The organism is Snodgrassella sp. B3800 (assembly GCF_026535865.1).
GTDB classification, from domain to species: Bacteria; Pseudomonadota; Gammaproteobacteria; order Burkholderiales; family Neisseriaceae; genus Snodgrassella; species Snodgrassella alvi_E.
In genome coordinates, this window is record NZ_JAFNPH010000004.1 from 42,379 (window position 1) to 58,043 (window position 15,665).

12 protein-coding genes, 5 tRNA genes and 1 pseudogene are annotated in these 15,665 nt (G+C 39.7%); 5 read left to right on the plus strand and 13 right to left on the minus strand.

Features of this window, described 5'->3' with window-relative positions:
• Positions 1-66: 66 nt before the first annotated feature.
• The 6 genes from J3U64_RS06990 to J3U64_RS07015 form a co-directional block, all read right to left on the minus strand.
• Positions 67-1,170 (minus strand): Tim44 domain-containing protein, encoded by a 1,104-nt coding sequence (locus J3U64_RS06990; protein WP_267404852.1) that lies wholly within the window; start codon positions 1,168-1,170, stop codon positions 67-69.
• Between the two features lie 490 nt (positions 1,171-1,660).
• On the minus strand, positions 1,661-2,302 hold the full coding sequence (locus J3U64_RS06995; RefSeq protein ID WP_100141331.1) for a trimeric intracellular cation channel family protein: 642 nt from the start codon (positions 2,300-2,302) through the stop codon (positions 1,661-1,663).
• The gene (locus J3U64_RS07000; RefSeq protein WP_267408742.1) at positions 2,289-3,002 is read right to left on the minus strand and encodes a 16S rRNA pseudouridine(516) synthase; all 714 of its coding nucleotides are present in this window, start codon (positions 3,000-3,002) and stop codon (positions 2,289-2,291) included. The genes J3U64_RS06995 and J3U64_RS07000 overlap by 14 nt, the downstream gene beginning before the upstream one ends.
• A 38-nt stretch (positions 3,003-3,040) precedes the next feature.
• Complete coding sequence (locus J3U64_RS07005; protein WP_416384988.1) at positions 3,041-4,432, minus strand: sodium:proton antiporter; 1,392 nt, start codon at positions 4,430-4,432, stop codon at positions 3,041-3,043.
• A 260-nt stretch (positions 4,433-4,692) separates the two neighbouring features.
• Complete coding sequence (locus J3U64_RS07010; protein ID WP_267408744.1) at positions 4,693-5,277, minus strand: DUF1415 domain-containing protein; 585 nt, start codon at positions 5,275-5,277, stop codon at positions 4,693-4,695.
• A 91-nt stretch (positions 5,278-5,368) separates the two neighbouring features.
• A complete protein-coding gene (locus tag J3U64_RS07015; protein ID WP_100141327.1) occupies positions 5,369-5,851 on the minus strand; it encodes an Lrp/AsnC family transcriptional regulator in 483 nt (160 codons plus the stop codon).
• Positions 5,852-6,541: 690 nt separating this feature from the next.
• On the opposite strand from J3U64_RS07015, the gene J3U64_RS07020 reads away from it, so the two are divergent.
• From J3U64_RS07020 to J3U64_RS07030, 3 genes are all read left to right on the plus strand, one after another.
• Positions 6,542-7,738: an MFS transporter gene (locus tag J3U64_RS07020; RefSeq protein ID WP_267408745.1), complete on the plus strand. Its 1,197-nt coding sequence runs from the start codon at positions 6,542-6,544 to the stop codon at positions 7,736-7,738.
• Positions 7,739-7,994: 256 nt separating this feature from the next.
• Positions 7,995-9,185, plus strand: coding sequence for an FAD-dependent monooxygenase (locus J3U64_RS07025; RefSeq protein WP_267408746.1), 1,191 nt, complete (start codon positions 7,995-7,997; stop codon positions 9,183-9,185).
• Positions 9,186-9,211: 26 nt separating this feature from the next.
• Positions 9,212-10,375: an FAD-dependent monooxygenase gene (locus tag J3U64_RS07030; RefSeq protein WP_267408747.1), complete on the plus strand. Its 1,164-nt coding sequence runs from the start codon at positions 9,212-9,214 to the stop codon at positions 10,373-10,375.
• Between the two features lie 1,216 nt (positions 10,376-11,591).
• Here the strand turns inward: J3U64_RS07030 and J3U64_RS07035 are convergent.
• The 7 genes and pseudogenes from J3U64_RS07035 to msrAB all read right to left on the minus strand — a co-directional run.
• Positions 11,592-11,682: transfer RNA gene (locus J3U64_RS07035), tRNA-Leu, on the minus strand.
• A 39-nt stretch (positions 11,683-11,721) separates the two neighbouring features.
• Positions 11,722-11,796, minus strand: a tRNA-Cys gene (locus J3U64_RS07040).
• Positions 11,797-11,816: 20 nt separating this feature from the next.
• Positions 11,817-11,890: transfer RNA gene (locus J3U64_RS07045), tRNA-Cys, on the minus strand.
• Positions 11,891-11,942: 52 nt separating this feature from the next.
• Positions 11,943-12,018, minus strand: a tRNA-Gly gene (locus tag J3U64_RS07050).
• A gap of 31 nt (positions 12,019-12,049) precedes the next feature.
• Positions 12,050-12,125, minus strand: a tRNA-Gly gene (locus J3U64_RS07055).
• Between the two features lie 107 nt (positions 12,126-12,232).
• The gene (gene pgsA / locus J3U64_RS07060; protein ID WP_100141323.1) at positions 12,233-12,805 is read right to left on the minus strand and encodes a CDP-diacylglycerol--glycerol-3-phosphate 3-phosphatidyltransferase; all 573 of its coding nucleotides are present in this window, start codon (positions 12,803-12,805) and stop codon (positions 12,233-12,235) included.
• Positions 12,806-13,041: 236 nt separating this feature from the next.
• Positions 13,042-14,028, minus strand: a pseudogene (msrAB, locus tag J3U64_RS07065) (bifunctional peptide-methionine (S)-S-oxide reductase MsrA/peptide-methionine (R)-S-oxide reductase MsrB); the annotation flags it as partial.
• Between the two features lie 155 nt (positions 14,029-14,183).
• Here msrAB and J3U64_RS07070 point away from each other — a divergent pair.
• Positions 14,184-14,672, plus strand: a complete 489-nt coding sequence (locus J3U64_RS07070) for a GNAT family N-acetyltransferase (protein ID WP_100141321.1) — start codon at positions 14,184-14,186, stop codon at positions 14,670-14,672.
• A 481-nt stretch (positions 14,673-15,153) separates the two neighbouring features.
• A complete protein-coding gene (gene nrdR / locus J3U64_RS07075) occupies positions 15,154-15,609 on the plus strand; it encodes a transcriptional regulator NrdR (RefSeq protein WP_100141320.1) in 456 nt (151 codons plus the stop codon).
• Positions 15,610-15,665 lie beyond the last annotated feature (56 nt).

Genomic DNA, 15,665 nt, shown 5'->3' on the forward strand with positions numbered 1-15,665 from the left:
AAAAGCACTGATTTAATCAGTGCTTTTTTCTTAAACGGCGTAATTTATCTTACGCAATGTTCTCAATTAATCCTGCTGAATTCCGGCTATTAACCATTCTTGCTGATTACTAAGCGGTTTGACAAAATGCCAGACTTCGCTGAACGGTTGCTGAGGGCTGCCCAGATTTTCACTGACTAGTCCACTGAAGCGTACGCTGGCAATGTACTGACCATTTTCCTGTGTGCTGTCTACCAGTTCGGCATTGAGGTCGCTGAATTCGGCCGTATCCTGATTCTGGATAATATCGTCGCGGATGGCGGCAAACATTTCAGGTGTAAAGTAGCGTCTAATTTCTTCCAGATTCGAGGCATTATTCATGGATTGCACATGATTAAAACGTTGCCGTGCAAAGCGAAGAAATGCTTCAGTATTGCTGCCATCAGCCATACCCGAAAAATTGTTTGGCATGACAGAGCTATTGTTGCTTAGATTTTGACCAAATATGTTGGTACGGGCACTATTACTGCTATTGTTCTGAGTGCCGAAATGATTGCTGTTTTGCTGAGTATTGTAAGGTATATTGCCCTGATTATTTTTTTTTGCTGCAAAACGGCGATACAAATAGACTCCGCCAATCACAATAATGAGAAGCCATAGCCAGCTAAACCCGCTTTTTTTCTCTGGCTGCGCCATTTGTGTCTGCTGATTAGCCTCAGGGATGGTCTGATTATCAACATTATTAGCCGCATTATTGTAATCACTTGCAGGGGTAGCGTTGGTGGTAGCAGGTTGCTGCTGGTTGTGGTTTGCCATAGCATGGCCGGCTAATGCACCAATTGCTGCTCCAGCAACACCGGCACCAATGACTCGTGCAGTACTGTTTCCACGAGGCTGAGCTTGATTGGCGTAACCATTCTGATTATTACCGTATCGGTAATCATTGCGTCCAGAATTTGAATAAGAGCGTGACATACCTGCATTATTACCTCCTCCTAGACGGCTAGACGAAGAATTTGCATAATTGCTGCGGTTGTACTGGTAGGAAGGGCTGCTATACGTGCTGGAATAGCTGGATCGTGACATACCACGGTTTCCTCCGCCTCCAATGCGTTTGGCTTCTGCTAAAGGGCTCAAGGTAAGGCTGAGGATGACAGCTGAAGCAATGTATCGTAGTTTTCGATTGTCCATTATTTGGATACTTTCATATCTTGAATATTAAAGTTAACTTTACTGTACATAGCGTTGAAAAATAAGATTTCAAGCAAAAAAACCAGCAATATTTAAAATATTTTACGGTTTAATGGTAGCTTTTGCGAATTGCAGTCGGCATTTTAGCGAAAAATAACTAGCATGGTGTGATGAACTTCAGCGTTAATGAGGTTTGGATTGAGTTTGTTAAACAGTGCTCATCAGTGAAGAAATTTGCAGCTTGCTGTTATTTATTTGATAAAAATGGGGATATCTTGATTAAAAGGATTGCTGGTAGATAAATTAAATACACTTCAGATAAAAAGAACCCTCTGTGCCAAGGGGAGAAGCAGCAGAGGGCCAAAATAATGTTTCGACAAGAGAATACTAAAAAGCATTTGAAATCTTGAGGTTATACGCTTGTTGCTGCGTATGGATACCATCTTAATGACTTAGACTGTTTTTTGCAGAGAAAGTTCATGTATTTTTGTTATATTTTGTAATTTTTCTTTTTTTGGAATCCAGGCAAGGTGATGTTGTAGCGATAAACGATTAAACGGCTGATGACACCACTGATAAACAACACATTAATGCTCAATGGTGTAACCATATTCCAATGATTCAATATGCATAACAGTAGCCCGAGTAATATTGCTATAGTTCCATAGATGTCACTACGCAAAATGATCGGGACTTCATTGACTAAAATATCACGCAGAATCCCACCACCCACTGCAGTAACAAAGGCTAAGGTGACTACGCCAAACCAGTTTAATTTCAATGCTAAGCCGACTTCGGCACCAGTAAGGCTGAATGCAGCCAGTCCGAGCGCATCTGCTACCACAAACCATACTGCAAGAACTCGGTGACGCTGATACTGAATATGAAACAACCACGATAATAAAAGCGTAATAAATATAGTCCACAATGAGGTATTGCTTTTAAAAATCATCGGAATATGTCCGATAAGGGCATCGCGCATCATGCCGCCGCCCACTGCTGTGAGTAAAGCAACGATTATTACACCGAGAATGTCTAGCCTTTTACGAAATCCGACTAAATAGCCAGACACAGCAAATGCTACAGTACCAATAATGTTAATCAGCTGAAAAATAAGATCAGTATTGAGCATGTTGCAGTTTATCGAATTCAGGTTGAAAAAAACGCCAGCCACCTACCGATAAATCTTCGGCTTGCCAGGGACCAAATGCGCTACGGTGTAAAGCAACTACCCGATTACCCGCAGCTGCAACCATGCGTTTAACCTGGTGATACTTTCCGGAGGTAATGGTAAGCAGCAGGGTATGGGAGTCGGTCAGTTCAGCCGTTTCTGCTTGTACAGTTTCATTGTCATCATGTAGCAATACCCCTTGCTTTAACTTCATACACAAACTTTCATCAGCAGCATGTTTCAGGCTAACTCGGTAAATTTTAGGTAGCTTGTGTTTAGGCGAGGTACAGCGATGATTAAACTGGCCATCGTTGGTCAAAATCAGAACACCGGTGGTATCTGCATCTAGCCGGCCAACAGCTTGCATATTTAGATGGCGCAGTGGTTCGGGTAATATGCTGAATACGCTAGGATAAAATTGAGGTTTGTGTGAAGTTTCGTAATCGGCAGGTTTGTTTAGCAGAATATAAAAGTAGGGCAATGGCACAGGTGGGAGATTCACTTCGTCAATTTGCAGACTGCTTACATTCGATGGTTCTATCTCCATGCGTGCATCGGTACAAAGCTGCCCATTAATGAGTACAGCGGCATCTTTAATCAGCACCTGACATTGTTTACGGCTGCCCAGACCCTGCGCTTGCAGGTATTTCAATAAATGCATAACAAATTAACCTTACAGGCCGTTATTTTCTCGATAAATTATAAAAATAAAAGCGTATCTACAATAAACAATGGAATAAGTATAGTTAAAGACCAACCCATATAGCCAAAAAAACTGGGCATGGCGATATGCTGCTGCTCAGCGATTGATTTAATCATCAGATTAGGTGCATTGCCAATATAACTGAGTGCCCCCATAAATACTGAGCCCATGGAAATAGCCAGCAGTGTTTCAGGAAATTGCAGCATCAGTAATTGTGCTTCACCACCGGCAAGATTAAAAAATACCAGATAGGTTGGCGCATTATCCAGAAAACCGGATAAAACACCACTCATCCAGAAATACAGCGTATTGACAGGCGCTCCATTGTGGTGAATGAAATTGACTAGTTGCCTAAACTGACCATCTGATCCTAATTGCAGTATTGCCATCACAGGTGCAATGGTAATAAAAATGCCGATAAACAGCTTTCCGACTTCTTGCATTGGTGCCCAGTTGAATTCATTCTGCTGACGCAGTGCGGATGGAGTGTACTTCAGTCCGCATAAGGTAATCAGCAGTAGTAAACCATCACGAATACAGGCTATTAAGCTAATTTCTATGCCAAAAAACTGCCAGATTGGAAAATTTTTACATAAACCAGACAATAGTATGATAACTATTACTGCCAGCAAAAACAGTAAGTTGATTATACCCTCAATTGTCCATGTAGACTTGTGTGGTTGTGATAGAGGCTCAATTCTGGCTTCTCGTCGCCATAACCAATTATCTATACAGCTAAACAAGACTAGTAAAAGCACTGTATTCAGCAATACTGGTAAAATCATATGACTAAATGTCCACTGGAATCCTACGCCTTTTAGAAAGCCCAGAAACAAGGGTGGATCACCAAGCGGTGTTAAACCTCCACCGATATTAGCCACTAAGAAAATGAAAAATACTACTATATGAGCACGATACCGTCTCTGTGCATTGGCACGCAGTATAGGCCGAATGAGTAGCATGGAAGCTCCGGTCGTTCCCATCAGTCCAGCCAGAACGGTACCGCTTGCTAAAAGTAAAACATTTAATTTAACACTGCCAATACCACTATTCCGAATTACTATACCCCCAGAAAGGGTATAGAGCGCCAGTAGCAGAAGCATAAATGGCAGATATTCCTGCAGTAGCGTATGCAGAACAAGTGAAACACATGTCATGATACTGAATTGCCAGCATAGTGGTAGCAGGAAGATACAGCACCATATAGCAATAATTTTGCCACTATGGTGATGCCAAAGATGTGGTATCAGTAAAGGACTGACAGCAATGGAAAGAAGCACGCCAATAAAGGGAAGACACCACCACAGACTCAGTTCGTTAGCTGGTAAGCCAGCAGCCAGCACTGTTGCAGGTATAAAGAAGCCGATAAATGCACTGACATAGCGCAATATGTGACTTTTTTGGCACAAAATGGCTAAAGCGGACAGAGAAGAGAAATGGGATACAGGAAGCATTACAAGGGTGGTTTATTTTAACAAACGCGATTTTAACAACAAAAATAAAAAATGGTTGAAGAAAAGTTTTTCTGTTTTAAAAGAGAATGGAAATAGGGAATTTAAATCAAAGATATTTAAGATGTATTGTCTTTAGATTGTAACCGACGTGCTTTAGTTAAACTGTAATTTTCTGATCTATATAATTGTAATCTCTATTCAGTGCTATTTTTTTTATGTAGTGGATATTCTATGCCGAGGCTAGACCATCCTTCCGTACCCATCGTGCGCAATAATGTTTTGTTGCGTTCAAAAATAGACCCTGCATCAGGAAAGGCGGCTACAGCTTGATCTATACTGCTTTCTCTAATCAGATGCAGTATTGGATATGGGCTTCGATTTGTATAATTGGTAATGTCTTCAGGTGGTTCATCAGCAAACTGAAAATTTGGATGGAATGGTGCTATCTGAATGGTGCCTGTGGCATCAATATCTTCTAAAACTTGTTCGGCAAGAGCCACTACGTCGAGGAAAACCTCAAAATCAGCGAATAATTTTGGTTCAATAACTAATGTGGTTTCAATTTCAGTGGCTGGTGTCTGTAATAAAAGGTGTAATTCGTTTTCTAGCAAATCAAGAAATGCATCAGTATGTCTAGCATGGCTGATACTGAAGCGCAGTCTGTGTAGCTGGTATGGTCTGCGAGCAAAAGGGCAAAGATTCAGGCCGATTACTGCCCGTTCTAGCCATTGCTGGCAAATGGCGGAGATATCATCATCAGAATAGACATTGGCAGACATAAATCTCGATATTGCCTTTATATTAACTGTTTTAACATTTAGAAATAATTGATTAATCAGATTGTGCCTGGCTCATCGTTTTTCTCATATACTAACTGATATTCAGGTGTTCCAGTGGTAAAGAAGTCGTTGCCTTGATTTCTCTCAGAACGAAACTAGATTTGGCATCTTCCACCCCTGGTGTGGCCAGCAATGTTTCCAACACAAAATGTGAGAAAGCATTCATATCGGAAAAAAAAGCTTGAAGAATATAATCTGATTCGCCGGTTAAGGCAAAACAGTTTAGAACGTGCGGCCAATTTTGCACTGCTTGAGTAAATTCATCTCGTTTTTGTTTATTCTTGTTTACACTAACATGAATAAAAGCCTGTAATCCAAGTGCAACGTGGTTTGGGTCTAGTAGCGCAGCATAGCGACGGATGATTCCTGATTCTTCAAGCTGCTTTAGCCGGCGTAGGCAAGGTGAGGGCGATAGTGCCACACGCTCAGACAGCTCTACATTGGTAAGACGACCGTTGTCTTGTAAAACTTGCAGGATTTTTAGGTCGGTTTTATCTAAAAAACTTATTGCCATAATGCAAGGATCCTGAGGATTACTGCCGCATTGATGCAACAGGCAGCGAAACATAGATTAAAGTTAAAGTTTATGAGTGATGCAAAATTGCATTTTATTACATAAAAAAGTTTATTTTGACATTAATTTAATTTTAATACTAGTTATTCTGAATGATTTTTGTTTATCTATCTACTTTAATAATATAAAAAAATGTAGTCAGCTATTTATGATAACTGAAAATGAATATTTTAGTGTAAAGTTTCAAAGTTAAGTTATATACATCAAGGTTTGATTAATATTTCGTTCTGTTTTTACAAGTAATACAAGTGCAACTCATAATTATAATAAATGAATTTAAAATTACCATACCTGTGCATTTGAAAAACATCTATTTGTCTTACGACACCAATATAAGCAATATCTTTTTAAAGTTGTTGAAGTGATTTAGTCTAAATGTAATGAAAAAAATAAAAAAAATTTATTGAATGAAAATTTATTTATTATCATGCGTGAAATTATTACTGCTAAAAATCTAAAGTTGTTCTCAAACCTATTGAAAAGCAGAAAAGCAATATTTCATATAAAGGGTATAATTACCATTCCACAAAATTTAACTCAGGTTAAAAAACATTATTCATAACCCTTTGCTTCACCTATCTTGATGATTTCACATGATTGATAAGTGAAGTTGAATAGTTTTAATCGATTATGTCTGACTTATCTGCGGCTTTAGCCAAACCTAAACTAAATCTTGCTCTCATATTTACCGTATTACTCATCGGGGCCCTGGCTTTTGTGCAAGTCTATTCTGTGCAGTCCATATTGCCTGTGCTAATGCAGGAGTTTCATGCCAGTGCTGCTACTGTAGGCTCAACCGTAGGCGCTACTATACTGGCAGTCGCATTGATGTCTCCATTTCTGGGTATGATTTCAGATGCTTTCGGACGCAAGATGTTTATTGTTGGTTCAATCATATTTATCGCTATCCCAACACTGGCGCTGTCTTTTGTGCATAGCATCAGCTGGCTTTGGTGGCTGCGATTTGTACAAGGGTTGGCAGTTCCCGGTATCACTGTAGTATTGCTGGCTTATATAGGCGAAGAATTCAGTGGCAATCCGCGCATCAGGCTAATGAGTTTCTTTGTTTCCGGTACAGTGCTTGGTGGCTTTCTTGGCCGGTTTTTGATGGGTTATCTCACTGAATTTATCGGCTGGCGACATGCATTTATGATAATGGGTATCATCAGTTTGCTGGGGGGCATACTGGTTTGGCGCAACTTGCCAGCATCCAAAAAGTTTGAAGCTAAGCCACAGGTTTCAACCGCATTGAAGACTCTCTGGCATCATCTGCACAATCGTTACGTTCTTGCGGCGTGTGCACTGGGTTTTTGTGTACTGTTTTCATTGGTTGGATGTTTCACTTATATTAATCTGTATTTGGATCAGCCACCTTATAATCTTTCAAGCTCGCAACTGGCCAATATATTTGCGGTCTATTTAATAGGTATGATTATTACGCCGTTGTCAGCTCGTCTGATTATCAAATTTGGAACTAATCTAACTGTATTAATGGCCATGAGTTTGTCGATTTTCGGTGTATTATTAACATTATTGCATCCATTGTGGATGATTGTTTTGGCACTTGCCGTGATGAGTAGTGGTATTTTTATTACTCAGTCTTCCACCATCACTTATATATCTGCTAATGTCACAGAAGGCCGTTCATTGGCTTCTGGGTTATATTACATGTGTTACTATGCTGGTGGTTTTACGGGTTCACTGCTTTGTGGCCATGCTTTTGAAAGTGGTGGCTGGTTTATGACAGCAGTCACATTGATTAGCGCTCAACTGCTGGCTATGCTGATAGGTGGTGTACTGATGCGAAAAAAGGCTAAACATAATTAGCCTTGAGCACATGTGCAAAGCTAGTAGACAATATTCATTTCCTAGTAATAAAGAAAAAACCAGACCACAACTTCAATCGATCAATAAGATAATTAGCTTTATCTGCCATAGAAAACACATGTGTAATGAGCAGTAAAACTGCCGCACTAAAATCTATGCCAAGTACAGATAGGGATAATCCTTATATGGTTGTTTTTACTTTATCGAGTGGTAAATTACGTTAGAATCTGTTTTTCTGATTGTAAAAGGGTGCATCATGCAACCATTGTCACATTATCCGATTGTGATTATCGGTGCTGGTCCGGTGGGTATGCTTGCAGCCCTGATGTTGCAGCAACAGGGAAAATCTGTATTATTGCTTGAAGCTCGTGCCGCCGGCAGCAGACTGACCGATCAGCGTACACTGGCTTTGTCGTATCACAGTATTCAAGTATTTCGTCATGCAGGAGTGGAACTCCCTGACGATGTTTTTACTTTCATTCAGAAGGTGCACGTTTCGCGGCAGCATTATTTTGGTCGAGTACTGTTGTCAGCTCAGGATATAAATCTGCCTTATCTCGGTGCCACCATTGATTATGTGAAATTGGTTCAGGCCTGTGAACAAGCACTGACTAAACTTCGGGTTCCCGTACAATGGCAGACTAAGGTAGAAAAAATACATACAACGCCACATTGGGCTTCTATCCAGTGCCAGAGCCAGTTTCAGACACGCATATTTACTGCGCAATGGCTAATTCTCGCTGAGGGCGGTAATTTGGCCGCAGACTTACCTGATATTCAGATACGCAGCTACGATTATCAGCAACAGGCCTTGGTCAGTACTCTTAAATTTGAATTACCCAATCAATCTGTTGCTTATGAACGTTTCACCCTTAACGGTCCATTGGCATTATTGCCGTATGCAAATGATTTTCGTTTGGTATGGACATGTACGCCGCAGGAAGCAAAACAACGCCAGCAGATGGATTTGGATACGATGAATCAGCAGTTACAAACGGTGCTGGGAAACCGTCTTGGCCGGCTTTGTCAGATAGGCAATGTGGCAACTTTTCCACTAAAATTGCGGCAGCTTAGCCGTGTTTACAGCCAGCGAGTAATCTGTATCGGTAATGCAGCTCAGACCATGCATCCCGTGGCTGCTCAGGGACTGAATTTGGGTGTACGTGATGCAGAAACACTAAGTGTCGTATTTGGCTCATTTGATATTGCAAAACTGGATAATGATATTTTGGCGCGAAACTATGCACAAGCACGTGCTTATGATGCGAATGCGGTTGTAGGTTTCACACATGCTTTGGTTCAACTGTTTGATCATGCCCATAGTGGTCTGGCTTACGGCCAGAGTTTTGCGATGAGTATTCTGGGTGCTATACCAGAGTTCAGACAGTCATTTACCAAACAATTGGTTTATGGTCTGAATTCATCCTTCACAAAATTTGCTGAATAAGAATATTGGCATGATAAGGACGTAAAATGCATCATAAGCAGCAAACAGATTTTGACATCATTGTTCTCGGTGGTGGGCTAATTGGAGCGACATTGGCACTCATATTGCAGCAGCAGGGCAAAAGTGTATTACTAGTAGAAAAAGCACCACCAACAACCAACCTGACCAGTCTGACTCAATCATGGGATGCGCGTATCTATGCAATTAGCCCAGCCAACCAACAGCTTTTAAATAAATTAGGTGTATGGCCTGCAGAGAGAGTACAGCCAGTAAGCCGTATGGAAGTATATGGCGACACCAACGGGCATATCAGTTTTGATGCAGCCAGCGTAAAAGTACCTTATATGAATTACATGCTGGAAAACCGCTATTTGCTAGCCAGAATATGGCTTGCTTTGGTAGAGACTGATGTAACCATTGTGCAAAGTAAGCCCCAAATGATAAGCACTGACGTCTGGTCAGCACAGCTTACATTGGAAAATGGCTCTTCTTATCGCAGTCAGTTACTCATAGGTGCTGATGGTGCTCAATCGTGGCTACGGCAGCAGGCAGGTATTACAGTAAACGTTTCACCGTACCAGCAGCAAGGTTTGGTAGCTAATTTCAACACAGAAAAATATCATCACGGCTGCGCTTACCAGTGGTTTAGTCATGGCGATATTCTTGCTTATCTGCCTTTACCAGGGCATCAAATTTCTATTGTTTGGTCTACAGCTTCCGCAGACAAGCTTTCACACCTGAATGGTGAAGATTTTGCTTGTAAAATAGCTGAAGCAGGCAATTATCAGTTGGGTGAATTAAGCCCGATCACTCCGGTATTTGCTTTCGACCTTATTAAGCGCCAGCCGCAGACTATCATCAGTCAGCGTATAGCTTTGATTGGTGATGCAGCACATACCGTTCATCCTTTGGCTGGACAAGGTGTTAATCTGGGTTTCGCAGATGTAGAATATCTCAGTCAGTTGCTAGCACATGCCGATGATTTAGGTAGCTTGTCTTTGCTCAGACAATATCAGCGTTCCCGCTTACTAGCAGTGCGTACAATGCAGCAGGGTTGTGATGGATTGTTCAGACTGTTTGCCAATAATTACCTACCCGGAATAAGCTGGTTGCGCAATCAGGGAATGAATATGGTGAATAATTTAGATTCGCTTAAAAATCAGCTAATTCGTCAAGCTATGGGGCTGTAATAATCTCAAGCCTAAATACTGTAAAATAAATTTTAATTAATGAGTAGAAATTTATATCTTTGTATTTAAATATTTTTATTTATAAAAATGTATGAATTGTTGAAAATTTTAATAAATAATTAATTTACAGTTTCGTTGTTGCTCGTTTTTCCAATCAATATGAATGTGTAAAATATTCTTTTTTTAAAAATTGATATAAATATAGATTAAAGGTGCTATATTATCAATCATCAAAATGTATTAATCTAGTACACCAGCTCATTTTGATTAATAACGTTTATCTTATTACATCATAATATCAAGGCTGAATTAAGACTTAATTGCTGCATATTTTGCATGGGTAGTTCTTTAAGTTATTTCTTTCTCTCAGGTAGTAACTTTTGTGAGATAAAAAGCTCTAAAATTAGCTGATAGACTCAAAAATGCTTGAATTATTAAATAATAATCCAGATGATATAGAGACAAAGTACGCATAAACAGAATTAAATTATTTTAATATTATTGATTATGTATTTTTACATTGATGAATTTATTTAATTTTTATCAAGTTATTATACTGTCTGTAACTAGCTTGATGTCGAAAGCTTATCTGTTTATTACTATTTTCAGGTTAGAATGTTTGGAATAAATATTTTAACTTTCACAACGCATATGTTTTTGACTAATTTGTGATTGATAAGCTTCTGACATTCTTAGAAATACGTGTTATTTGTATAATTTATTATTTTTTGGTTTTTTAGCCTGAAGAATTAATAGAGCATAATGCAAGGATTTAGATTTTTCTTAAGCTCACACATCTGCTTATTAAAATTTAAAATAAAGTAAGTTAATACGTATATTAAGATTGATACTTGTAATGCCTAAAACTCAAGTTTTCGTTGAGTACTTTGATTGAGCAATATCAGAAAAAAAACTCAAGCTATATCTGAACTGATTAAAGGCTTACCATTGGATGCAATATTATTTGGATTAATTATCACAGTTAAATTCTAGTTTGTTTTCTCAAGTTTGCATAGAAAACTGCTGATATCACACTCAAATCTGTAACTGAATAAGACTGTACGAAGATAATCAAAAAATTTGCTGTGTACCAATTCTTTGTGGAGATGTTATATTCTGCTATAAATGGGATTAAAAATTTGAACAGTTTTAAACATCTAAGGTCTAAACTCATTTGTACAAGTTTGTGCATTGATGAGTATAGGCGAGTATAGAATGGTGCCCGGAGCCGGAATCGAACCGGCACGGCCGTTTTAAGAGCCGACGGATTTTAAGTCCGTTGTGTCTACCTATTTCACCACCCGGGCGGATGGAAATTAATACAAAAGATGTATTAATTTTTATGTTGGAGGCGGGGGCACGGATTTAAACCGGCCTACACAGCTTTGCACACTGTGGCATAGTCACTCTGCCACCCCGCCATAAAACTATTCAAATTATCTGGAGGCGGGAGTCGGAATCGAACCGGCGTACACGGATTTGCAGTCCGCTGCATGACCACTCTGCCATCCCGCCTTAAATCTTAAATATTTACTCAATCGGGTAGAGCAACTACTAAATCAAAATCTGGAGCGGGAAACGAGTCTCGAACTCGCGACCTCAACCTTGGCAAGGTTGCGCTCTACCAACTGAGCTATTCCCGCATTTCACTTTATACATGTGAGCATGTTTTTTTGGAGCGGGAAACGAGTCTCGAACTCGCGACCTCAACCTTGGCAAGGTTGCGCTCTACCAACTGAGCTATTCCCGCGGTGCTCATTCGTACTGAATGAAGAAGCAACATTATATCGATGAAAAAATCTGTGTCAAGGCTATTAATGAAGCTTGCTTGTTTTTTTTTGCTTTCACTATGATTTTTTAAGATTTAAATTCTTTAGTAGCCATTTTTAAATAATACAGCATGGACCAGATGGTCAGAATGCAGGCCACAAGCATCAGAATATTTCCAATTTTCCATAGCAGATTGGGTTCTGCTAATGGGGGAGATGTCATCAATAGTATAAATATGGCACCCATTTGAGCAGCGGTTTTGAATTTGCCTAGTTTGGCTACTGCCACACTATTGCGTTTACCCAGTTGGGCCATCCATTCACGCAAAGCAGAAATGGTGATTTCCCGCCCGATAATTATCATGGCAAATATAGCGTATGTGCGGCCGGTTGCTACTAGCAATATCAAGGCTACAGCTACCATTAGTTTATCGGCAACTGGGTCAAGGAAAGCACCAAAATTAGATGTTTGCCCCCATCGGCGTGCCAGATATCCATCAAACCAGTCAGTAATGGCCGCGGCTGCAAAAAAGCCTGCCGCTAGCCAGTTGATAATCTGACGGTCGCTGATCCAGTCTGTAGGCAAATAAAATAAGAGGGTGAATACAGGAATGATAAGGATACGCAACCAAGTGAGCAATATCGGAAAATTCCATGGCATAACGGGGTGTTCCTGATGGGTTTAGGTTTGGTTAGTTCACATGATACCTGTTTGATCGTTTTCAGGTAATTTTTTATTATTCGTTGTTGTCCGCATCAGTGCATAGAGAGATGTAGGTTCTTAATTTCAAAATAATATCGGTTAAATATTGCTTTGGTTCTAGATATGAGCAGTAATATTCAAATCTTTAATCAGGCAGCATGGCTATTGCACCCGTGCTGCCTAAACGGTAGATATTATTTGACCATATCCTTATAAGCGCCATAGCCTGCTGCTTCCATTTCATCATATGGAATGAAGCGCAGGCTAGAGCCGTTGATACAGTAGCGCAAACCACCCCGTTCTTGCGGACCATCATTGAATACATGTCCTAAATGCGAATCAGCCTGATGGCTACGTATCTCTGTGCGTTGCATACCATGGCTGTTATCATGATGTTCACTAACGGCTTCTGATTGAATTGGCTGGCTAAAAGCGGGCCAGCCGCAGCCGGAATTGAATTTGTCACGCGAACTGAATAAGGGTTCTCCACTTACAATATCCACGTAAATACCGGGAACAAAAAGCTCATCATAGGGATGGCTAAAAGGTCGTTCGGTAGCAGAATTCTGTGTTACCTGATAGGCTTCTTCGCTTAACTGTTGATGTAAAGCAGCATTATCGGGTTTGTGAAAAGAATCGGGGTTGTAAGCTTGAGTAAGAGTAGTTGGCTGAGGCAGTTCGGGCAATGGTTCACGCGCTTTTTGTAGATCAATGTGGCAATAGCCCTGTGGATTTTTATCCAGATAGTCCTGATGATATTCTTCAGCCGGGAAAAAATTTTGTAATGGCAGATTTTCCACAACAATTGGTGCTGTGTACCGACCCTGTTCGGCTTTGATGACCGCCTGAATAATATCGCGATCAGCTGCATCAACATAATAAATACCACTGCGGTACTGGGTACCTACATCGTGGGCCTGCCGGTTTAGGGTAGTGGGGTCAATGATTCGGAAAAAATGACGCAGAATATCGGTTAAGGACAGAATGTCTGCATCGTATTCAAGTTTGATGGTTTCGGCGTGGCCGGTATTTTGATTGCATACTTCTTCGTAACTGGGATTAGTAGTACGTCCATTGGCATAGCCTGCTTCCGTGTGCAATACGCCTTTTAGTCCTTTAAAATAGCCTTCCATACCCCAAAAACAACCGCCAGCTAAATAAATAGTTTTTTTATTCATGATGTTATAACCTGTCGCTGTATGATATTTATCTATATGCTATCACCTGCTTATCATGAATGAAAGGTGTTGTTTTGCTTAATTATGTGCGTGTGATATAAAATCTTAATACTTGATGAGTAAATCTACGTAGTGCAGACCTAATTTAAAGAATTGTTATGAGTATTATTACTTATTTGCGTCCGGCACGGGCGGAGGATTGTGAAGACATCTACAATGCGCATCGCTATGCAGTGCAATATACTTGCGCACGCAAGTATGATGAAACCGTGTTGAAAGCTTGGTTATCATTGTTAAATATTGAAAGTTATTTACATACTCTGGCTGATACAAATAAAGCTTTATGGGTAGTTGATTATAAGGGCCATATACAGGGTTTTTTTCAAATGGATCTTGTTGAGGCACAATTGGATGCATTATATATCCATCCGTTTGTACATAATCAGGGGTTAGGAACGGCTTTGTTGCAGCGTGCTGAAAATGTTGCCATTCGTGCAGGTTTGGGGATGCTGAAGCTGTATGCATCGCTTAATTCTGTAAAGTTTTATGAAATCAATGGCTATGTTTCTTTGGGAGAATGTGCTTTGCCGCTTAATAAAGAGGTTACGGTGAATTGCCTGCTGATGCGAAAATATTTAACTGAGTAGCTTTTTTACAGATATCTTTCTTGTAATCACAATTATTATGTCTATTAATTTTGTAATATCTACAATATATATAAATAGAGCATTTCTTTTTGTTTTAGATAAATCCAAAATTTAAGCAAACTTTCCACATCTTTGTTTATTTGTGAATTTTATTTCAATGTTTATTATGTTTTCACAGGTTGATGTAGATATTTTAGCTCAGTGAATATACCGTTCCCGATTGTTGTATACACTTAATATTGGTAGGTATTTATAAATTGCCTATTTTTTAATCAATTAAAAATATTCTCTAAAAAACAATAGTATATTATAGTTATCCCCAGATTTTACCCGCAGTTTTGCGCTGAAATTTGTGTACAGGTGGATAAGTTTGCGCTTCATGTTCGAATTGTTCTAACTCTGCACATAAAGAAGCTTGCCAGCCTTGGTAGTGCCTGCCACAATAGTTGTTCAATTCTTTTTTTTATCAATTTGCATTTATATGAAATGTCCCTTTTGTCAACATCATAATACACAGGTAATAGATACCCGTCTGAGTGAAGGTAATAATAGTATTCGTCGCCGTCGCCGCTGTCTTGCCTGTGATAGCCGCTTTAGTACACTGGAAGTGGTGGAAATGCGCATGCCTTTGATTATCAAGCGGACAGGTGAAAAAGTGCTGTTTGATCCTGCTAAACTTTATACCAGTATAAGTAGGGCATTACATAAACGGCCAATGGATAGAGAAAGTATTGAGAATGCAGTAGCAGAGATTGAAACCAATCTTTACCATATGGGTATTAAAGAAGTGCCCAGCCATATGATTGGAGATATGGTACTTGGGTTACTGGCAAAACTGGATGAAGTAGCGTATGTCCGTTTTGCATCGGTATATAAAAGTTTTCATGATGTTTCAGAATTCACACAGCTCATCGCTAGTTTAAAAAAGAAAAATTAGAAGTATAAATTCTCATGCTGTTTCTTTCTGTTCGCTGCAATGGCGGCTAAATCTTG